Genomic DNA, 21,745 nt, shown 5'->3' on the forward strand with positions numbered 1-21,745 from the left:
GTGGGGGAACCGTGGGTCAGTCGCTCGGCTTATATCCCCACGGATAAATCCGGGGGCTTTACGCCGATTCTCGGTAATCGCAATTTGCACTTCCCTAGGGCGATCGAGATCCATAATTAAGTTGTAGCAGTGGAACCCAGAAGGAGGCGTCGCGCCCCATTGTGGGGGAAAACACAGCCCTGAGAAAGTCAGGGTTGCCCCGAGGGCGGACACCAGTTGAGGGGGAATACAGCCCCATTTCAACCGGGAAACAGGCGAAAAGGGGTATTTTTGCCCTCCGTGGGTTCGTCTTCTAAACCGACTGGTCCAGACAGAAGACATCCACCAATAACCCAACAGGTAAAATTGACATTTTAGACGGAACAATCTTCACCCCGACAGGTGCGCGATTCATCCCGAGTGCGAATGGGTTTGCATGTGCCGCGCGCGAACCGATGGCGACGCCATTGCCTGCTTCGATCGCCCGATCTTTGTCCTCTTAAACCTCAAACCTCAATTCGATAGCGATGTCCATCACCTCCCTGTTGCTCGAACAATTCACTCAACCCACATTTGTCTGCAGACAGAACGACAGTATAGCAGAGTTGTGGGAGCGCTGGCGGGTCAGCGCCCACCAAAAGTCCCGCCCCGATCGCCTAGTGGTGGTGAACGAAGAAAACGCTCCCTTGGGCATCATCTCCTGGGGTCATTTACTCCCCGATTTCATGGAAGCGCAAACGCCACCTACCGATCGGCGATCGCGCCGGGAGAGGGAACAGCACAGCGCCACCCCAAGAGAATCCTGGTGGCAGCAACCCCTATCTGCCCTGGATCCCGAGGCGATCGCTCCGGTGCAGAAACTGCGCGCCCCTCGGGATTGGAACCAATTCTGGCACGCACTGCAAACACAATCCGCCCCCAAACCAATCCCCCAGGAGTGGGCATTAGTGGATGGGGCGGGAAAATTCCTCGGCTTGCTCGATAGTTCCCGTTTGCTGGGCTACCTCGCCCAACATCCCTCTTTGCGGTTCCATGCGGGGGAAGACCCACCGCTGCAACCTGTTGCCCTGGCCCATCCCCTAGACAGACTCCCGCCCCTAGCAGAACTGCTCGAAGAAATTCCCTTACCCATGAAACTGCAAACCGACGAAGGGAACGTTCTATCCTACAACCAAGCATGGCGCAAGCAATTTGAACTGCATGTCGAAAGCCAACCCACCGACGACCCGACAGCGCCTTCCGAGGAAGCCACAGATATCCCCCAAGAACACAGCGTGGGGATGTGCCCGATGCCCAATCCCCCAGATCGGGTGTGGGAATTTGTAAAAATCCCCCTAGGCGCTACGCCTATCGGTAGCCCCGCACAACTGAGATCCGGGCACAAACACCCCGGCGATCAACAGTGGAATCCCAACTTGCGCGCGCCGCCTCTTGGAGAGCAGAAAATTCCCCTGTCTATCCCCAGTGACCCCGCCAGTATGGGGATTGATGGGGGAAACTTGCCCGGAGAAGGGTTATGGCTAGTTCTGGCGCAGGATGTGACCGATCGCCAGCAAGTGGCCAAAGAACTGGCGGCGAAAAATGCCGATTTAATGCAGCTCAATCGCCTGAAAGACGAATTTCTCGCCTGCATCAGTCACGAACTGAAAACCCCCCTCACCGCCGTGTTGGGCTTGTCTAGCTTGCTGAAAGAACGAACCCTCGGAGACCTAAACGATCGCCAAGCGCGCTACGCCCAGATGATTTACCAAAGTGGGCGTCATCTGATGAATGTGGTGAATGACATTTTAGATTTAACCCGCATCGAAAGCGGTCAGATGGAGCTGATGCTCGAGCCGGTGCAAATTGCCGAGGTGTGCGATCGCGCCTTCGAGCAAGCCCTCCATGAAGCCGCAAAAGACTCCTCTAGCGCGGCGTCAAATTCCCCGGCTGACCCGGAAGACCCCGCCACTCAATTTACGGTGGACATCGAAGCGGGGTTAAATATCATTATCGCTGACGAACTGCGCCTGCGCCAGATGCTTTACAATCTGCTATCCAATGCGCTCAAATTTACCCCCGCTGAGGGCACCCTGGGTCTGAAGGTGAATCGCTGGGAAGGCTGGATAGCCTTTACGGTGTGGGATACGGGCATGGGCATCCCGGCGCAAAAGCAGCATTTAATCTTTCAAAAATTCCAACAACTGGAAAATCCCATGACTCGTCAATTTGAAGGAACTGGCTTGGGTCTGGTGCTGACGCAGCGCCTTGCGAGAGCGCATGGGGGGGATGTGTCGTTTATTTCCAAGGAGGGGGTGGGGAGCGAATTTACCCTGTTGCTGCCCCCTTCTCCGCCACAACCCACCACGGCCCTGGGAGAGTCTGCTACACCACCTAACCGACTGATTTTGATTGTGGAAGCGGTACCGCGCTATATTGAGGAGCTGACCGAGCAACTGACGGCGTTGGGCTATCGGGTGGCGATCGCCCGGGCGGGGACGGAAGCGCTGGAAAAAGCCCGTCGCCTGCAACCGCGCGCGATTTTTCTCAATTCTTTGCTCCCCATGCTGTCGGGATGGGATGTGCTGACCTTGCTCAAGGGCAATGAGCGCACTCATCATATTCCGGCGATCGTGATGGCGACGGAGGTGGACAAGCAGCGGGCGAAAGAAGCTGGGGCGGATGGGTGTTTGAGTTTGCCGGTGAAGTTGGCTTCTTTGCAGAAGTGTCTGGATAAGTTGAATGCTCTACCGGTGCTAGAGGAGCGATCGCAGACGCCAACCACGAAACTGACGATTTTGTGTCTGTCTCCCCTGGAATCGGATGCGGTGTCGGAAACGCTCTCCTCTCCCGCGACTCGCAGCGAAACCCTCGGTTCTCAATTGAATCATTTGCTCGGTTGGGGGAGTCACCCGCAACTGGCTCATCATCATTATCGGGTTCTGGAAGCGGATGATTTGGAACAAGCTGAAATCCTCGCCCGGGTGTGGCACTTAGATGCTATTTTGCTCGATACCGCTGCGGTGAACCCCAACCCAGTAGCGTTTATCGAACAATTGAGCCAATATCCGGCTTTAGCTGCGACTCCTTTGGTGACGCTCGATCGCCCCACTAGCGACGCCGCTTTGCAGGTTCCGGGCCTGACGGTGTTTCCCTGTGTGAATTGTCACAAGGCGCGCCGGGAGGGGCAGGAGTCTTCCCTGGATCCGGCTGCTTTATTGCAAGCGATTGAAGTGGCGGCGGGAATCGGTTTGAAACCCACGATTTTGGCGATCGATATTTCCACTTTGCCTGAATTCGCCCCGGTTTCTTCTGAGTCTGTCTCTGGGGCGATCGCCTCTCATGGTTCCGAACCACTCCCTCCTGACTCGACTCACCATGAATGGTTGCAAGCTGCGATTCAATACATGCAAACCGCTGGGTTTAAAGGCATCGTCGGCGGATCTTGGTCGGAGGTGTTGCATCAACTGCAGCACCATACTGTGGATCTGCTGTTAATTTGTTTGGGTTCTGATGCCCTCCAACCCCGGGCGATCGATGCATTGACGAGTTTGAACCGCCTCTCGGAAAAACCGGCCATTTTAATCCTCGATCGCACCCCAGAATTGAGCGCAACAGGCGAAACTTCGCCCAAACAATCGCGTTCTATCCTCGAACAAATGCCGGCACTTAAGGTGGTATTGCAGGAAATTTCTACTGCCATTTTACCCCCCTCTCTCTCGATGCAAGAGTTGCTCGATCGGATTAACCAAACCCTCAAATCGACTCACCCCCACTTGAATGGGTGAAAAAAGTCCCGCACCCTAAAAAGGTGAAGGGGTATCCGGACTTAGCCCGCCGATACGGGCTAATTTCACAGTTAAAATCCCGGATTAATTGCCGCTGTTTTTTTGGGGCAAAAATAACTGTTTGTCTACTCGAATCAGGCGATAGTTTCCCGCTTCTGCTAACAGCTGATACTGATAAGATTCTCTCAGTCCCAACCCTTTAATTTTATTGGGATATCCCACAATTAAAACCTGCGGTGGGGTGGAATTTTCCTGGGCGACTTGCTGAAGATAGCGGCGGGTATCGGTAGACCGACGGAAAAAGGAAATTGGGAGATGAGAATAAAACACCAAACTGGGCTTTTCAAACGCCACCATAATCGTTTCTTCGCCCGGTTGCTTTACCGCTGGGATAATTTCTGCCAGTTGTCGCACGGGCAATTGGCGGTGGGTATCCACTAGCAAATATACGGGCATTAAGGCGAAGATAAAAAAGGCCATAAATCCGACAATATTGAGCGCGATCGCCCCTCGGTTTTGACGTCGCAGTAACAACAGCACCCCCACAACAGCGGTGACGATTAAAATCCCTACCCCGCGCCATACCAATCCGGATTCTTGCAGCGCTGCGGGAAAATTCGGCATCGCCGGATCCGGTTCTAATGTCTGGGACACCCAATACAAACCCCCGGCAATTATGGCAATTAATGCCCAATTGGCTATCAGGGAAATCTGGAATCCGTCGGGCATTTTTCGATTGGTGTTTCCTCTTTCCGGTGAGGGTTTGAAGATAAATTCCGCCCAAACCAGAGCGACTAAAATGGCGGCGGCGGGAAGGGCGGGGAGGATGTAGCTGGGGAGTTTAGTCACCGCAACGGTAAAAAACCCAAAGATACTGGCAAACCAGAAGAAAGCGAAGATACCAAGATGAGTAAAACGGGGTTGGTGGCGCAGACGATCGCGCTGAATTAACCGCAAGCGGGCGATCGCTACGGGCAAATACACGGACCAAGGGGCAAATCCCAATAACACCACCACAAGGTAAAAATACCACGGTTCTCCGTGACGATTCACCACTCGGGTAAACCGCTCGAAGTTATGATAGCCAAAAAAAGAATCCAGATAGGTTTGCCCATTGGCGAGGGTGACTAAAATATACCAGGGAAGGGCGATCGCCAGGAAAATCCCTAACCCGCGCCAAATTCGCATTTCTCCCACCACTTGCCAAAATTTTCCCACATAAAGCAAAAAGCTGCCAATAATTAACCCGGGTAACACAATTCCCACCGGGCCTTTCGTCAAAACGGCACATCCAATCAATACATAAAATAGCCCATACCAAAATCCTTGGTTTCGCAACCAAAAGGCTAAGGATTTATCCGGTTTCTCTGCTTCCCCTGCAGGGGCATAATCAGCGGTTTTTCCGGATAGGGTTTCTGGGGGAAAGTCTTGCAGCGCATATCCCCAGAAAAACGCCAGCAAACCACCGCCCATACATGCATTGAGCAACATATCGGAAACGCCGATGCGTCCCCAAGCAATGGTTTGAATATTTAATGCCCAAATTGCCGCAGCGAGTCCTGCAGCAATCCAGGGTTTTAATGCCGGAGGTTGGGTATTTTTTTGCGGTTGGTGGGGCGGGGTGGAGAGGGGTAGAGAGGGGGAGAAACTAAAGTAGCGCAGGGTGAGGAACAAAAGCGCCATTAATCCGATCGCCGATAAGGCGGAGGGCAATCGCACGGCCCATTCGTTGACGCCAATAATGCGATAGGCGATCGCCATCAACCAATAAATCAACGGCGGTTTATCAAAGCGGGTTTCTTGATTAAAATACGGGGTAATCCAATCGTCGGTGACGGTCATTTGACGGGCAGCTTCGGCAAAAAGCGGTTCGGTTTCGTCAATTAAGCCTACATCTCCGAGTTTCCACAAAAAGGCAATTGCGCCGATGAATAATAGCCAAATTATTCCCAGCGCCCAGGCGATCGCGCCCTGTGGTTCTCGGTGATTTAACATCCATCGCATTGACTGATTGACCTTGAACATAATTTGTGTTTCTTCTGGGTGAGTCGGTGTGTTTGGTGAGGGGCGATCGCCGCGCAGGCAAATGACCCAATCGGGCACAAATACCGGGGCGATCGCCCTGGCAATTGGCTATTCCCCCTGGTTTAAAATTATGCTACAAAGGGGTAAAATTGGGGGCGATGTCTTTGGAGTTTACAGGGATAACATTCACCGGGCAAAATGCATTCTTCAGGTTTCTAACCGCCTTTTCCCGGGAAGGAGGATAGCATGGATCCCCTGGCGGGCGATCGCGATTTTGGCCAAACTTCACCGTTACTATCCTCCGCAACTCGTGGGGATTCCCCGGAACCGAGGCGAGGAAATGCTATCCTCACTGCAGGAGGACTTTAACATTTGGGTGAAATCGGTTAAATTAAAGAGTCAAGTCATCATCGAAATCGAGCATAAACCGATAAATGGGGATAAGAGATGCAAAATACTCGTTTGAGCAGTCTGCTGAATGGGGCGCTTTCCGGAGTGTCGCAAGGGTTAAGCAACCCGTGGCGGCGAATTTCGCTGCTGACGATTAGCTTTTTGTTGGGCAATTTTGTGGGTACGGCAATTTCCACGATTGCGGGACAAAATGCTAACTTAGATACGGTAGTTGCGGCTGTTTTGCTGGTGTTTACGGAAGTTTATAGCTGGTTTTTTTACAAAATGTACCAGAAAATGAAGCAATCGCTTCTGGCGCAAAGTCTCAATGCATTTAAAATTGGCCTGATTTACAATTTATTTATTTTAGCCTTTACCTTGGGTTCGTAAGCCCGATGTCGATCGCGTGGGATGGGGAAATGAGGAAAAACACTATCGAGGTGATGCAGATTTTAGCCGAATGGGCGAGGGGAAAGCAACCCGATGCTGCAGCATGGGACCGGTTAGTGCGAGAAGAATTGGCGGATGCTTCTCGCGCCCGGGCGTTTGCGGTGACGGCGGAGAATGTGGGGGACAAACTGGCGGCGCGATCGCGGTTGTTTGAAGCGACGGTGGCGCAAGTGCAGCAGCAGTTTCCCTTGGGCGATCGCCTGGTAGAGACCCTGTGGCACTTGTGGATTCCTCTGGCTATGGATCTGGCAGCGGATCGCGATCGCCTGGGGCGTCCCTGGATACAAGGGATTTTGGGCGGACAGGGCACCGGAAAAACGACTCTCACTAAAATACTCACTATCATTCTCGCAGAGTTAGGATATTCCACGATTGGCATTTCGATCGACGACCTCTATAAAACCTACGCCGAGAGACAGCAGTTAAAAGTGCGAGATCCGCGTTTGGTGTGGCGCGGACCGCCGGGGACGCACGATGTAGAGCTAGGCATCGAACTGCTCGATCGCTTGCGCGTTCCGGACGGGGAATCGGTGAGAGTCCCGCGCTTTGATAAGTCGGCGTGGGGGGGACAAGGCGATCGCCGGGAACCGGAAATTCTCCAACCCGCCGATATCGTTTTATTTGAAGGATGGTTTGTCGGCGTGCGCCCGGTGGAGTCCGCACAATTCGAGCGCCCCCCGTCCCCGATCGTCACCGAGGGCGATCGCGCCTTTGCCCGGGATACAAACCAGCGCTTGCGGGAGTATTTACCGTTATGGGAGCGCTTAGATAGTTTAATCCTGTTGTATCCGGTAGATTATCGCCTCAGTTTGCAGTGGCGAATGCAGGCGGAACGGGAAATGCGAGCCTTGGGCAAAGGGGGCATGAGCGACGCACAAATCGAGGAATTTGTCAAGTATTTCTGGAAAGCTTTGCATCCGGAATTATTCATTGACCCGCTAGTGAGCGATTCTCGGTGGGTAGATTTAGCGATCGAGATAAATCGCGATCGCAGTGTGGGAAAAATTTATCGCCCGCAAACCGCAACGGCGCGATCGGTAGAATAGGGGGAGGGTTGGAGAACCGCGTGGCAAGCCAGCCAATTATATTGCAGATAGACTCGTTCCCAGGCTCCAGCCTCGGAAGCGGCGTTCCCCCCTAGGAAAAACGAGTCAAGCTCGCACTCTCCCAACCGGATTTTACCACCCCTGAAGCAATCGCGAGGCGGAAAAATTGCGCGTGATGGAAGCAAAATTGATGATAGGGTAAAACAGTCGATTCGATGCGGCGGCGACGCGGTGGAATCGATGGGGAGAAACCCAATCTTGCCCGTTAAGCCCCGTGCCAAACCAGAAAGGAGGGAGAAGACCCAAAAATGAGCCGAGTGCTACGCCTACGGCCCCCGGAACTTTCCGCCAAGAGGGGCTGTCCGCAACTCCATCCAGCCAGAGACAATTAGGGTGAAATCTTCAACAGTGAGCGATCCATTTTGAACGTGGAAAATTGCCACAATTCAACGGCAAAATGCTGGTTGATTTATGCGATGGGGGGAGGATGGGGGCATCTGGTGCGGGCGTTAGCCTTGGGTCGGATCGCCGGAACTTGCCGACCAGTGCTGATTTTGTGCAACAGTCCCTATGCGGCGGATATATTGCTTTATGCGGCGGGGGAAGAACCCCAACCGATTGTCGAGGGCTGTTACCTGGAAGCGATTCCCCACACTGCTTCGTTTGACGAGACACGCGATCGCGTGCGAGAGGTGATTTTCCAGAATCCCCACGACCTGCTGATTGTGGATACATTTCCCCGGGGACTCGGCGGCGAATTGGCGGATTTGCTCCCGCAGATGAAAAGCACCCCGCGCGTGTTCGTCCATCGCGACCTCGACCCCAACTACGTGCGCGCCAAAGACTTATCCCGCTTTGTGGCGGAAAACTTCGAGTTAATTTTAATCCCCGGCACCCTGGAAGACCCCCCGTTGGCCCATTTGCCACAAGTGCGACGAACCGCCCCCTGGTCGATCCGCACTGCGTCAGAACTGCCCGATCGCGCCACCGCGCGTCAGTTCCTGCGCCTCAACCCGCAGGACGATACCCCGGCGATCGTGGTTCTGGCGGCGGGTCGCGATGAAGAATTGCAGGTGTACGGCGAGTTAACCGTTGCCTTGGCGCAAGCGTTTCCCCAGGCGATGGTGCGCTGTTTGTCCGCCGAACGTCCCCCCCAGTGTCCCCCTTCATTATGGGTGTTTCACTGGCCCGGAATCGAATGTTTGCCCGCCGCCGATGTGGTGGTTGGCGGTGGCGGTTACAACAGCGTGTATGAATGTGTGGCGGTGGGGGTTCCCTTGGTCGCTTTTGCCTTTGCGCGTCAGTACGATCGACAGGGGCGGCGGTTGCTGCGGGCAAATGCGGCAGTACGCTGGGTGGAGGACATCCCGGGGGCGATCGCTGCAGTGGCTCAGTTTCTGCGCGATCCGGGGACGCGGGAACCTCGCTCCTCTGCCTTTGTCAATGGAGCGGTGGAGGCGGTGAATTTGATTGTGGAGGCGATCGCTGATGGGGAATCCAATGCCACGGGGAACCAGTAACAGCCAGTACCCCTGCGCCCACAACTCGCACGGGCAAAAGCACTCCTCACCTTGCTATTTTATCGCGAACCCAGCCGATTTAAGAGTTTAAATTCTGTAAAATCTTAAATCGATGTTCTTGAATCACTGATGACTAAACTGATTATCCAAATTCCCTGTTATAACGAAGAACGCACCCTGGGCGTCACCTTGAGTGAATTGCCCCGCCAGTTGCCCGGAATCGATACTATCGAGTGGCTGATAATTGACGATGGAAGTCGCGATCGCACCGTAGAAGTGGCCAAAGCTTGTGGGGTCGATCGCATCGTCCGCTTGGCTACCAATCAAGGTCTCGCTAAAGCTTTTATGGCGGGATTAGAAGCTTCCCTGAAAGCCGGTGCCGATATTATTGTCAATACCGACGCCGACAATCAATACTGTGCTGAGGATATTCCCAAACTGATTCAACCGATTCTATTAAACCAAGCCGAAATTGTCATCGGCGCGCGACCGATTAAAGATATCGAAGACTTTTCCCCCGCCAAAAAAATCCTGCAGCGAATTGGCAGTTGGGTGGTGCGTCTGGCTAGCAATACGAAAATCCCCGATGCCCCCAGTGGCTTCCGCGCATTTAGTCGCGAAGCCGCTATGCAAATTAATGTATTCAATCAATATACCTATACGTTAGAAACGATTATTCAAGCGGGGCAAAAAGGTATGGCGATTACTTCCGTGCCGATTAGGACTAATGGCTATTTACGACCGTCGCGGTTGGTTAAAAGCATTCCGGTTTATATTCAGCGTTCTATTTTGACGATTTTTCGGATTTTTATGACCTATAAACCCCTGCGGTTTTTTCTGCTTTTAGGCAGCGTTCCGTTTAGTATGGGGTTTGGCTTGGGCTTGCGTTGGTTGTGGTTCTTTTTCTCGGGAACCGATAGAACTCGCATCCCCAGTTTGATTTTAGCGGCGATTTTGATGCTGATGGGATTTCAGTTATGGATTTTGGGTTTGGTGGCTGATTTGATGGCGGTGAATCGTCAGTTACTCGAAGACGTTCAGCTCAGAATGCGGCGGGCGGAATATGACGACAAGTAGCAGGGAATTGAGACTTTAGTTAGGCATTTTAGTTTTGGGTCAGTTGTCATTGGTTATTGGTTGTTGGTCATTTTTCCTTGGTCGGTGGTCTTCGGTCGGTGGTCATTTGTCATTAGTTTTTGGTAAGTTTTAAAAAGTCCTGCCGTTATCGGGGCGGGGCTTTTTTTAAACTTGTATTAATTTGTTGCAACCTTGATTGCGAACCACAGCCTGTATGTATCTGGCATGGCCTGTTCCTACAGTTAATTTGCATAATTAATGCTTGAAAAACGGGCTTCAGTTCTGTGTGGGGGGGGGAGTGTGAGTCTCTGAAACGCTACTAAAAGAGTCAGCCAGAGGCTTGCAGGTGGTTGCGCTGCTTCGAGGGTGGCATATCGTTTTAATGGCTCGGTCTAAAAGCCCATGAGGGAAGGGTTATTTTTTGGCCAGAGATTATTTTAAAAAACACCTGAAGTCGGGTGGTTTAGAAACCAGCCGCAGATGAGACTTCGGGTTGAATACACCAACACTTATGAATTAAACCTTAAAATTGGCTTAATTTTCCAGTAATTCCCGCTAGATTTGGCTCAAATCTACCAAACAGTAGAGGAGTGGGGGAAAAAATATTTCAACAGAGAGAGGGAGGAGCAAGAGAAGGGGTGCTAACCTAGGACTAGAGATGCTACTGGCAACGGCCTATTGAATTGCCAATCAATTGAGAAGGGAAAGGTCAAAGGAAATTGAATTTAACCGTGAATCAAATGCTTCTGGGAATAATGGGAAATCCCGAATCGATGGAGAAGGTGGTGAGTGGCAGCTATGATTGGCGTTTAGTGGCGCTATCGATATTTGTTGCGATCGCCGCTTCCTACACCGCCATCGACCTTGCGGGACAAGTGACGGCGCTGAAGGGACGACGGTATCGGTGGGCCTGGATTGGCGGCGGTGCGGTAACGATGGGAATTGGCATGTGGTCGATGCACTTCGTGGCGATGCTGGCATTTCATTTACCCATCCCCATCAGTTACGACCTGCCGAAGGTGCTGCTGTCCCTATTTTTGACGATTATAACCGCTGGGGTTGCCCTGGTGCTGGTGAGTCGTCCGGTACTCGATAGATGGATGCTGCTGATGGGGGGGGCGATTTTGGGGGTGGCGATGGTGGTGGTGCATTATATGGGAATGGCAGCCATTTGCACGGCGGCGATCGCGCACTATGACCTGAGAACAGTGGGACTGTCGGTGGCGATCGCGATTGGAGCCTCGCAGGTAGCATTTTGGGTAGCGTTTAAACTGCGCTCCCAACGCGCCTGGAATTGGCAGAAACTGGGAAGCGCCCTAGTGATGGGAGGGGGGATCTGTGCCCTGCACTACATGGGCATGAAAGGGGTCAGTTTCAGTGTATCCGCGCCGGTAGAGTCAGGATTGAGGGCCAGCTTAAATCGGGAGGATGTGGCAATTTGGGTAGGGATTGGCACCTCGGTGCTGTTGGGTGTCACCCTTCTCACCTCAGCGGTGAATCAACAGATTCGGGCACAGCAACAAACCCTGGAACAACTGCAAACCTTCATCAGCGAAATGCAGGTGGGGGTTTTGCTGCTGAGTCCGCAGTTTCAGATAAAGCTGAGTAACAAAGCGGTGGAAGAGTTGCTCGGAATCAGCCAAGATCGATTGCAGGGAAAGCACTTGAGCGAGCTAAACTGGCAACTGGTGGACGAAAGCGGTAGGGCGATCGCCCAAAACTGGCGACCCCTCCAACAAGCGATCGCCAGCAAACGCCCGGTGAAAAACTTAGTGGTGGGAATTAAAAAGAAAGCATCTCACACCCGGGATTCCCCAAGAGAAACCGCCGAGACTTTTGCCCCCGAAGATGGGCGATCGCAACGCGGTTGCGAACCTTGCATCCGCTGGTTGATGGTGAATGTGAATCCGATGGTGCAAAACAATGGCGATATCGGACAAATTATCTGTAGCTTCATCGACATTAGCGCGCGCAAGCAAGAGCAAGAAAACCTGGTGCGCGTCACCCAAGCAGTGGAAAGTACCAGCGACGCGATTACCATCACCACACGCCAAGGGGAATCGATTTATCACAATCAGGCATTTAGAAACCTGTATGGCTATAGCGCCGCAGAACTAGAAGCGGCGGGGGGGTTCAACGCGCTGGCGGTGAATTCCCAGACGAGCGATCGCATTTTACAGGCATTGAGCGATCGTAAATCCTGGAGTGGCGAAGTGGAACTGAAAAGCAAAACCGGCGACATCGTTCCCACCCTAGTGCGAATCGATCGCATCGTAGACGGTAGCGGACATTCCATTGGATGGGTGGGAGTTTGTACCGACATCAGCGATCGCGTGCGCGCCGCACAACTGCACGCCCAACTATTCGCCTCGTTGCAAGAACGAGAAGAAAAATTAACAACCATTATCGCCAATATTCCCGGGGTGGTGTATCGCGCCCGCTGGGATGGGAATCGGACGATGGAATTTGTCAGCGATGCGATCGCCGAACTTAGTGGCTTTCCCGCTGCTGACTTTCTGCAACACAAAATTCGCAGTTTTGCCAGTATCATTCATCCCGAAGACCGGGAAAAAGTAGAACGCTCCATTTTAGAGGCGGTTCAACTGAAACAACCCTATAACATAGAATATCGCATTATTCACGCCGATGGCACTCGGCGCTGGATATACGAACAAGGGCGGGGAATTTTCCAGAGTTCCACGCAAAGTCCCAACTCATCCCCATCCAACCTCAGCACAATACCGTCAGCGGACACTTCCGCAATGCAAAAGCCAACGCCGAAGAAATTTCACGCCCCCGGACTCAAATACATCGAAGGGGTTATTTTTGATATAACCGAACGCAAATTAGCCGAAGCCGAACTTTCCAGAACCCAGAAATTTCTCAATTCCGTAATCGAAAACCTGCCCTTGGGTCTGTTTATCAAACAAGCCGGCACCCTAAAATTTGTTGCCTGGAATAAAGCCAGCGAACAACAATTTGGCTATCTCAGAGAGCGGATTTTAGGCAAAACCGACTATGACTTGTTCCCCAAGGAAGAAGCGGACTTTTTCACCCAGGTCGATCGCGAAGTATTAGCCCGGGGACAAATGCAAGATATTGCAGCAGAGAACATTCATACCCCCCATCGCGGGGTGCGAGTATTGCACACGCGCAAAGTGCCGATTTTCGACGAAGATGGGGAAGCGCAGTATGTGTTAGGGATGTCCGAAGACATTACCGAAGGTCAAGCGGCGCAGACAGAATTAGTCAAACAAAACCAGCGATCGCAACTGTTTGCCGAATTAACCATTAAAATTCGTCAATCTTTAGACATCGAAGAAATTCTGCAAACCACCGTGGAAGAAGTCCGCAAAGTGCTAGACACCGATCGGGTACTCATCTTCCAAATCGACGCCGAAGGGAACGGACAAGTGAAGAAAGAAGCCGTGGTGCCCGAATGTTTTTCCATACTGGGACGGGAATTTGACGATCCGTGCTTTCGCGAGCAATTTCAGGAGAAATACCGGCAGGGAAGAATCCGGGCAATTCCCGATATCGAAGCCGAGGATATCCAACCGTGCCATGTGGAACTGCTGCAAAAATGCGGCGTCAAAGCTAACCTTGTTGTTCCCCTACTGCAGCGCGAAAGACTGTGGGGACTGCTCATCGCCCACGAATGCCACCAACCGCGCCACTGGACCGGCTTTGAAATCGAACTGCTACAACAACTAGCCAACCAAGTGAGCATCGCCCTGGCACAAGCAGAACTGCTGCAAGAACAAACGCGCATTTCTCGACAACTGAGCGAGCAAAATATCATCTTAGAAGAGATGAAACAACAAGCCGAAGCCGCCAACCGGGCCAAGAGCGACTTTCTCGCCAGCATGAGTCACGAAATCCGCACCCCGATGAATGGGGTACTGGGAATGGCGGGATTGATGCTGCAAACCTCTCTCAATCCGCAACAGCACCATTACGCGCAAACCATTCGCGCCAGCGCCCAACATTTGCTGACGGTGATTAACGATATCCTGGACTTTTCTAAACTCGAAGCGCGAGAAATGCAGCTCGAAAGCATCCCTTTTGCGGTGGATGAATGTATCGAGTCAGCGATTGACTTAATGGTTGCCCCGGCGCAAGACAAGGGGCTGGAATTGGCGTTATTTGTGAATCCCCAGGTGCCGAAACAACTGCTCGGCGATCCGGCTAGGTTGCGGCAAATCCTGCTCAATTTGGTGAACAACGCCATCAAATTTACCGAAGCGGGGCAAGTGATGGTAGAGGTGCGGTTAGTATCCGACACTCACGATCGCGCCACTGTTCGCTTTGCGGTTATCGATACGGGAATTGGCATTTCGCGTCCCGATCGCGCTAAACTGTTTCAATCGTTTTCTCAGGTGGATAGTTCCACCAATCGCCAGTATGGCGGAACCGGATTGGGATTGGCTATTTGCAAGCAGTTGGTGGAAGCAATGGGCGGCGAAATCGGGGTAGAAAGCGAAGTAGCGCAAGGCTCGACCTTTTGGTTTGAGGTGAATTTCCCGAAACCGCAAACCGAGAGCGATCGCAGCGATCGCTTTTTGCCTCAAGGCTTAGATCTGAGGGCGGTAAAGGTATTGCTCGCCGATGAAAGTGCGACCCATCGTCAGTCGGTGCGCTATCTCGCCCACCGCTGGGGAATGCATATCGATGAAGCAGTAGATACGGACAGTGCTTTGTCGCAATTACGCCACGCAGCAGCCGAAGGAACGCCTTATCAAGTGCTGCTGCTGAGTTTAAACCTAGTAGAAGGGGAGAGCGAGGGCTTCGTGAGAGAGATGGGTTCCGATACTGCTCTGGCATCCACTGCGATTATCCCGATCGCCGCTTTCCCCCAACGCGATCGCGCCCAAAGACTCTTAGCGGCGGGTTGTTCCGGCTATCTGATTAAGCCCGTGAGAGCTTCGCGATTGTTTGACCTGTTACTCACGAGTTTGAGTGCGACACAATCTCTTGGCGATAAGGATAAATCGGGGCCAGATCGCTTACACCAAGAGAGAGCGATCGCCCCGCCTACCCCCTCGAGTTTAAAACTTTTAGTAGCGGAAGACCACGAAATCAACCAACAAGTGATTTTGTCTCAACTCGAAGCCTTGGGATATGAGGCGGATTGTGTGGAAAACGGCATCGCCGCCCTCGATCGCCTCGCCGAAAAAGACTACGATATCGTGTTGATGGACTGTCAGATGCCGGAAAAAGACGGATACGCCGCCACCGAAGCCCTGCGTCAGCGCGAAGGGTCGAATCGTCATACGGTGGTTATCGCTCTCACCGCCCATGCCATGCCCAGCGATCGCGAAAAATGTCTGGCGGCGGGCATGGATGATTATATCAGCAAGCCAGTGGACATCGAACAATTGCGCGCGGCGCTCGAACGCTGGAAACCCAAATACGAGGGAAACATGCCACCGTCAGCGCCGCAGGAGGACGCGCCGAAACCGTCATCTGATGGCGATCGCTCACCCAGTGCGCCGGAGGAGGATGCCCCCCTGAATCTCGAGCGCGTTCACAGCATTTCCCGGGGCAAAGCACAACTGAGAGAGCGATTGCTGCAAGCGTTTGTGAAAAGTACCCAAGCGGATATCGAAGCGATCGCCGAGAGCTTTGCGGCGCAAAATTGGTCTCAGGTGCAGTTAAAAGCCCACCGGATTAAAGGTGCGAGTACCAATATGGGCGCAACCCAACTGGCTGCGATCTCCGCCGACTTGGAACGGCGCGCCAAACAACAAAACGGCGAAGAGATAGACGGCGCGATCGAAACCTTGCAACATCAGCTCGATCGCCTGCGCTTGTTTATCCAAAACCAGTCCTTTGAATCCCCGGAACCCGGTGCGAACAGTTAGTCCCCCAAGACGATGGGCGCGCAATATAGCACCCTCTGGCCGAGGTTAGCGGGAGAATGCCGGGGTGCCCTTTATACTCCAACTTTTCCCGCTTTCGCCGCCCCCCTCACACCACGCTATCAATAAAAAACTGAGCGCGAGTCCAGACTTCTTCGCCAACTTCTTCCATCGCTTCGCCTTCAGTATGGCCGATTTTTTTTAGCCTGTCGATAGAGAAAAGTTGATAAAAATTGACAGGTTTCTCGGCTAAATGTGCTATTTTTTGTCTGCAAAGTTGATAAAAGTTGATAAAAATTGACCCCCGGTTCGCAAGGGTGGGGGTTGCCATTATTCTAGCCAGAGGAAATAAGAAGTCTTACCCAACTCCTGGGAAAGGGAAGGAAAATGGGGAGTTCTGAAAAGGGCGAAATTTGTTAAAATTAGCTTCGGCCAGTGCTGGGTTTACCAATTGCGGAAATCTGGCGCACAATGGAAAGAAATATCCTAGTTCATCTTTTTGGCAACAGCACCCTGAGCTATGCGCGAAACCACCGATTCCATCTTTGCCAGACCTGACCTCGCCGCTTTCAATATTTTGCGATCGCCCCTGTGGGTGTTCGACATCGATCGCCTGCAGATGTGGTGGGCGAACTCAGCCGCCTTGCGGCTATGGGGTGCAAGGGATTTAGAAGACCTCCTAGGGCGAGATTTCAGCGACGTTTCAGACGCGACGCGCACCCGGTTAAGCAGCTATCTGCAGCAGTTTCGCGAGGGAAAAACCGTGGTGGAGAACTGGACCTTTTACCCAGAAGGCAAAGCGGTGAGCGTGCGCTGTGTGGGATCCGGAATTCGGATCGAGGATGGACGCTTGGCGATGTTAGTAGAAGGCGTCACCGACGTGATGGACCGGATCGACGAAGAAACCCTGCGGGCCACCGAAGCCCTGCGCCACACCACAGCGATGATTTCCCTGTACAGCAGCGACGGAGCAGAAATCGTCCTGCAAAATCCAGCGGCGATCGCCTCGCAACCCCCAGAACCCCCCAGCCACTCTCCCAATAATGCCTTGATGCAGCGTTTCGTGGATCCGAGGGTGGGGGAAGTAGGGCGAGAAACCGCCGCCACGGGGAAAGTTTACCGCTGCGACACCCAGGTTCATAGCGATCGCGGGATTCGCTGGCACGCGATCGAACTGCGGCGCACCTTGGACCCCGCCAGTGGCCAACCCCTGCTTCTGCTCCACGAAACCGACATGACTGAAGCAGTGACGGCGCAAGAAGCCCTGCGAGAAAGCGAACGGCGCTATCGCTTGCTGGCGGAATATTCCACTGATATCATCGCCCGCCACCAACCCGATGGCACATTTCTCTATGTATCTCCCGCTGCGCGCCACATGCTGGGCTACGAACCCCAGGATCTCATCGGACATTGTGCCTATGAGTTTTTTCATCCCGAGGATTGCGCGGCGATCCATCAGGTCCACGACACCCTCTTGGAGAAACATCGGCGAAACTGCATCAGCTATCGATTTCGCTGCAAAGACGGGCGGTACTTGTGGCTGGAAACTATCAGTCAGCCGGTTCGGGATCCGAGTACCCAACAGGTGCGCGAAATCATCTCCGTGTCGCGGGAGATTACCGATCGCAAATTAGCCGAAGCGAGACTACAGGAAACTATGAGCTTGCAGCAAGCCATTTTAGATAGTGCGAATTATACTATTATTTCCACCACTGTGGATGGGATAATTTGCACCTTTAATGCAGCCGCCGAGCGATGGTTGGGATATCGGGCAGAAGAAGTGGTGGGGAAAACGACGCCGACAATTATACACGACTCGGCTGAAGTTGTCAAGCGATCGCGGGAATTATCTGCCGAACTCGGGGTGGAAATCGAACCGGGATTTGAGGTATTTGTGGCCAAAGCGCGGCGGGGACAGCTAGACGAACATGAATGGTCGTATATTCGCAAAGATGGGAGTCGCTTTCCGGTGTTGCTCTCCATCACCGCATTGCGCGATCGCCACGGGGAGATTACCGGCTTTCTCGGAATTGGCAGCAACATCAGCGATCGCAAGCAAGCAGAAGCGGAAAACAGCCGCTTGCTGACAGAATTGCAAGAAAGCGAAGAACGGCTCAAGCTGGCTCTGGAAAGCACCGAGGACGGATTGTGGGATTGGAACATGGTCACCGACGAGTGTTATTTCTCACCGCGCTGGTTGGAGATGCTCGGGTATAACGATACGGATTTGCCCCGGCATATTTCCGCCTGGGACCCCCTAGTTCATCCGGAAGACAAACTCACCGTAGAGGCACAACTGCAAGCGCACTTAGAAGGAAAAACCCCGATTTACGAGTTAGAGCATCGCCTGCGGCGGAAATCTGGTGAATTTTGCTGGGTGTTGGGGCGCGGAAAAGTGGTCGATCGCGACGAGAATGGCAAACCCCTGCGGATGGTGGGGACGAATATCGATATTAGCGATCGCAAGCGCACCGAAGCCGCTTTGCGCGAAAGTGAGAAACGCTACCGGGCGATCGTGGAAGACCAAACCGAACTTATCTGTCGCTTTTTGCCCGACGGTAGATTAACCTTTGTGAATGATGCCTACTGTCGCTATTTTGGGAACGGGCGGTCCGCAGCGCTGGCGAAACCCTTTCTCCCGCCAATGCCCGCCGGCGATCGCGAGAACCTAGAAGCCCATTTGCGCCAGATTACCCCGGAAAACCCGGTGATTACCTTGGAACATCGCGTAACGCTCCACCCGAGCCAAGTGCGGTGGCAGCAGTGGACCTACCGAGGCATGTATGACGACGGCGGCGACCTCACCGCATTTCAAGCCGTGGGACGAGATGTGAGCGAGGCAAAAGCCGCGAACGAAGAACTGCGCTACAGCGAAATGGCTTTGCGATCGCTGGTGGAAGTGCAAGCAGCGGTGGATTTGAGCTTTGAAGACCGTCTGGCTCAAATGCTGGCAATGGGATGCGATCGCTTTAATCTGGAAATCGGCATCTTGGGTCGCCTTGATGGCGATTACTATGAAATCGTCGCCGCTCACTTTCCGGAAGATACGATTTTTAAACTGCTCAAAGGCGATGCGTTTAATTTGAGCCAAACCTACGATGGGGAAACCGCACAGAGCGGTACCACCCTTTGTATCCAATCGGCGCGAGAATCCGACCGATGGCGCAACCATCCCGCCTATATCACCCGCGAACAGGAAGCCTATTTCGGCACTCCCGTGCGCGTGGCGGGACAAGTGTATGGGACGCTTAGCTTCTCCAGTCGCACCGCGCGCCCGGAACCGTTTAAAGCGGTGGAATTGCAATTGCTCAGCCTGATGGCACAGTGGATGGGCGGCGAAATCGAACGCGAAAACGCACAACATGCCTTGCAGCAGCAATATCAGCGCAGTTTGCTTTTGGGACAAATTACGGGCGAAATTCGCCAAAGTTTAGACGCACAAGAAATTTTGCAAACCGCCAGTCAGCTACTCGGGCGGGCATTTGGCGTCAATCGCTGCACGATTCTCAGCTACAAACCGGCGGCGGGGGATAATCTTTATCCGGTGGCGGAGTATTTAGAACCGGGATATGAGTCGATGATGCAGCGGGCGATTCCTTATACTGGGAATGCTCACGCCCAGCACGTACTCGAACGAGACCGGGCGATCGCCTCGGACGATATCAGTTACGACCCCCTGCTGCGTCCGATTGCGCCTATCTGCGAGCAACTGAATATCAAGTCCATGTTAGCGGTTCGCACCTCCTATCAGGGAGAAGCCAACGGCGCGATCGGCTTGCATCAGTGCGATCGCATCCGCCGCTGGAGTGAAGCGGAAATCGAATTGCTCGAAGCCGTTGCAGAACAAGTGGGGATTGCTTTGGCACAAGCGGAACTGCTAGAACAGGAAAAAGAAGCGCGATCGCAACTCGCCGCCCAAAATCAAGCCCTGGAACAAGCCCGCGAAGCCGCCGAAGTCGCCAACCGCGCCAAAAGCGATTTTCTCGCCACCATGAGTCACGAAATTCGCACGCCGATGAATGCGGTGATCGGAATGACGGGGTTGCTGCTGGATATGAACCTCGAACCCGAACAGCGCGATTATATCGAAACGATTCGAACCAGTGGCGATGCCCTGCTGACGATTATCAATGATATCCTCGACTTTTCTAAAATCGAGTCGGGCAAACTGGAACTGGAAGAACAGCCCTTTGCATTGCGAACCTGTATCGAAGAATCCCTCGACTTGCTCGCCTCTAAAGCAGCGCAAAAAGGATTAGAGCTGATTTATCAAATCGAACCTCACACCCCCCCGCGCATTATCGGCGATGTCACCCGCCTGCGGCAAATTTTAGTGAATCTGCTGGGAAATGCGATTAAGTTTACCCAGCAGGGGGAAGTGGTGGTGTCTGTGAGTGCCAAACCGATGCAGGATGGGGATTGTCCCCCCTACGAAATCCGCTTTGCGATCGCCGATACCGGGATTGGTATTCCCCCAGAACGTCTCGATCGCTTGTTTAAACCCTTCTCCCAAGTGGATGCTTCCACCACCCGCCAATATGGGGGAACCGGCTTGGGATTGGCCATTTGCAAGCGCCTGAGCGAATTGATGGGCGGGCAAATGTGGGTGGAAAGCGAAGTAGACAAAGGCTCGACCTTTTCTTTTACCGCGATCGCGCGCCCCGTGGCGGGAGAGGAACAAGACTTGCCCCTGCACTTGCGCGATCGCTCCGCTTTGCTTCACAAGCGATTGCTGATTGTAGATGATAATCGCACCAATCGGCAGATTTTAATCAAACAAACTCAATTGTGGGGAATGCAAGCTCAGGCGGTGTCTTCCGGTGCTGAAGCCTTAGAATTGCTCCAGTCGGGTCAGCGCTTTGATTTGGCAATTCTGGACATGCAAATGCCGCACATGGACGGCTTGACCCTCGCCGCCCGCATTCAAAAACAGCCCGCTTTACAGCAGTTACCCCTCATCATGTTTACTTCAATGGGCAAACCCAAAAGCTTGGAAAAAGAAGGCGTTTCGGTCAAGTTTGCGGCATTTATGAATAAGCCGATCAAACAAGTGCAATTATTCGATACCCTGAATAATATTTTAAGCAACAACCGCACCGGCGATCGGGTGAAAGCGCGAGGGATTTCTGCCCCGGTTTCTACGAAAATCGATACCCAACTCGCCGATCGCATTCCCCTGCGGATTTTGTTAGCCGAGGATAATTTGGTCAACCAAAAAGTCGCCACCCGGATATTAGCACGCATGGGGTATCGCGTAGATGTGGCCGGCAATGGTCGCGAAGTGCTAGACGCCTTGACCCGACAGCGCTATGATGCGATCCTGATGGACGTGCAAATGCCGGTGTTAGATGGTTTGGAAACTACGCGCCAGATTTGTGCGAACCATGCCAATGCCCCGGAGAAACCCAAGCCACATATTATCGCAATGACCGCCAATGCAATGGAAGGCGATCGCGAAATCTGCTTAGCCGCCGGAATGGATGACTACATCAGCAAACCCATCCGCATCGAAGAACTCACCCGCGCCTTATCTGCAGTGAAACCCCAAGAAACCTAACCCTATCTCTCCCAACCCCATCGGGTGCGTTACCCCGAACCATCAAATCGCATATCCGAGGTAACGCACCCAC

General features: G+C 53.1%; 10 protein-coding genes. 8 read left to right on the plus strand and 2 right to left on the minus strand.

The window, feature by feature from the left end; all coding sequences use genetic code 11:
* Positions 1-506 precede the first annotated feature (506 nt).
* Complete coding sequence (locus AC0QH1_RS24930; RefSeq protein WP_324634121.1) at positions 507-3,746, plus strand: ATP-binding response regulator; 3,240 nt, start codon at positions 507-509, stop codon at positions 3,744-3,746.
* A gap of 84 nt (positions 3,747-3,830) precedes the next feature.
* Here AC0QH1_RS24930 and AC0QH1_RS24935 read toward each other — a convergent pair whose 3' ends face one another.
* Complete coding sequence (locus tag AC0QH1_RS24935; protein ID WP_324634122.1) at positions 3,831-5,849, minus strand: ArnT family glycosyltransferase; 2,019 nt, start codon at positions 5,847-5,849, stop codon at positions 3,831-3,833.
* On the opposite strand from AC0QH1_RS24935, the gene AC0QH1_RS24940 reads away from it, so the two are divergent.
* From AC0QH1_RS24940 to AC0QH1_RS24965, 6 genes are all read left to right on the plus strand, one after another.
* On the plus strand, positions 5,833-6,237 hold the full coding sequence (locus AC0QH1_RS24940; RefSeq protein ID WP_324634123.1) for a hypothetical protein: 405 nt from the start codon (positions 5,833-5,835) through the stop codon (positions 6,235-6,237). The genes AC0QH1_RS24935 and AC0QH1_RS24940 overlap by 17 nt on opposite strands.
* Complete coding sequence (locus tag AC0QH1_RS24945; RefSeq protein WP_324634124.1) at positions 6,219-6,551, plus strand: DUF565 domain-containing protein; 333 nt, start codon at positions 6,219-6,221, stop codon at positions 6,549-6,551. The genes AC0QH1_RS24940 and AC0QH1_RS24945 overlap by 19 nt, the downstream gene beginning before the upstream one ends.
* A 29-nt stretch (positions 6,552-6,580) precedes the next feature.
* A complete protein-coding gene (locus tag AC0QH1_RS24950) occupies positions 6,581-7,657 on the plus strand; it encodes a glycerate kinase (protein WP_324634125.1) in 1,077 nt (358 codons plus the stop codon).
* A 422-nt stretch (positions 7,658-8,079) separates the two neighbouring features.
* The gene (locus tag AC0QH1_RS24955) at positions 8,080-9,177 is read left to right on the plus strand and encodes a glycosyltransferase (RefSeq protein ID WP_324634126.1); all 1,098 of its coding nucleotides are present in this window, start codon (positions 8,080-8,082) and stop codon (positions 9,175-9,177) included.
* A gap of 129 nt (positions 9,178-9,306) precedes the next feature.
* Positions 9,307-10,254 (plus strand): glycosyltransferase family 2 protein, encoded by a 948-nt coding sequence (locus tag AC0QH1_RS24960; RefSeq protein ID WP_324634127.1) that lies wholly within the window; start codon positions 9,307-9,309, stop codon positions 10,252-10,254.
* Between the two features lie 740 nt (positions 10,255-10,994).
* Complete coding sequence (locus tag AC0QH1_RS24965; RefSeq protein ID WP_324634160.1) at positions 10,995-16,118, plus strand: PAS domain S-box protein; 5,124 nt, start codon at positions 10,995-10,997, stop codon at positions 16,116-16,118.
* A gap of 106 nt (positions 16,119-16,224) precedes the next feature.
* Here the strand turns inward: AC0QH1_RS24965 and AC0QH1_RS24970 are convergent, their stop codons facing one another.
* Positions 16,225-16,446, minus strand: a complete 222-nt coding sequence (locus AC0QH1_RS24970) for a hypothetical protein (RefSeq protein ID WP_324634128.1) — start codon at positions 16,444-16,446, stop codon at positions 16,225-16,227.
* Positions 16,447-16,635: 189 nt separating this feature from the next.
* Between AC0QH1_RS24970 and AC0QH1_RS24975 the strand changes: the two genes are divergently transcribed.
* Positions 16,636-21,672, plus strand: a complete 5,037-nt coding sequence (locus AC0QH1_RS24975) for a PAS domain S-box protein (RefSeq protein WP_324634129.1) — start codon at positions 16,636-16,638, stop codon at positions 21,670-21,672.
* The last annotated feature ends 73 nt before the right edge of the window (positions 21,673-21,745 follow it).

Source organism: Phormidium sp. CCY1219 (assembly GCF_055795085.1).

What these genes read in the sequence shown, in the direction of transcription:
- AC0QH1_RS24940 (WP_324634123.1), top strand. Translation starts at nt 5,833, where the DNA reads ATGACCCAATCGGGCACAAATACCGGGGCGATCGCCCTGGCAATTGGC.
- AC0QH1_RS24965 (WP_324634160.1), top strand. Translation starts at nt 10,995, where the DNA reads ATGCTTCTGGGAATAATGGGAAATCCCGAATCGATGGAGAAGGTGGTG.
- AC0QH1_RS24945 (WP_324634124.1), top strand. Translation starts at nt 6,219, where the DNA reads ATGCAAAATACTCGTTTGAGCAGTCTGCTGAATGGGGCGCTTTCCGGA.
- AC0QH1_RS24930 (WP_324634121.1), top strand. Translation starts at nt 507, where the DNA reads ATGTCCATCACCTCCCTGTTGCTCGAACAATTCACTCAACCCACATTT.
- AC0QH1_RS24970 (WP_324634128.1), bottom strand. Translation starts at nt 16,446, where the DNA reads ATGGCAACCCCCACCCTTGCGAACCGGGGGTCAATTTTTATCAACTTT.
- AC0QH1_RS24960 (WP_324634127.1), top strand. Translation starts at nt 9,307, where the DNA reads ATGACTAAACTGATTATCCAAATTCCCTGTTATAACGAAGAACGCACC.
- AC0QH1_RS24975 (WP_324634129.1), top strand. Translation starts at nt 16,636, where the DNA reads ATGCGCGAAACCACCGATTCCATCTTTGCCAGACCTGACCTCGCCGCT.
- AC0QH1_RS24950 (WP_324634125.1), top strand. Translation starts at nt 6,581, where the DNA reads ATGAGGAAAAACACTATCGAGGTGATGCAGATTTTAGCCGAATGGGCG.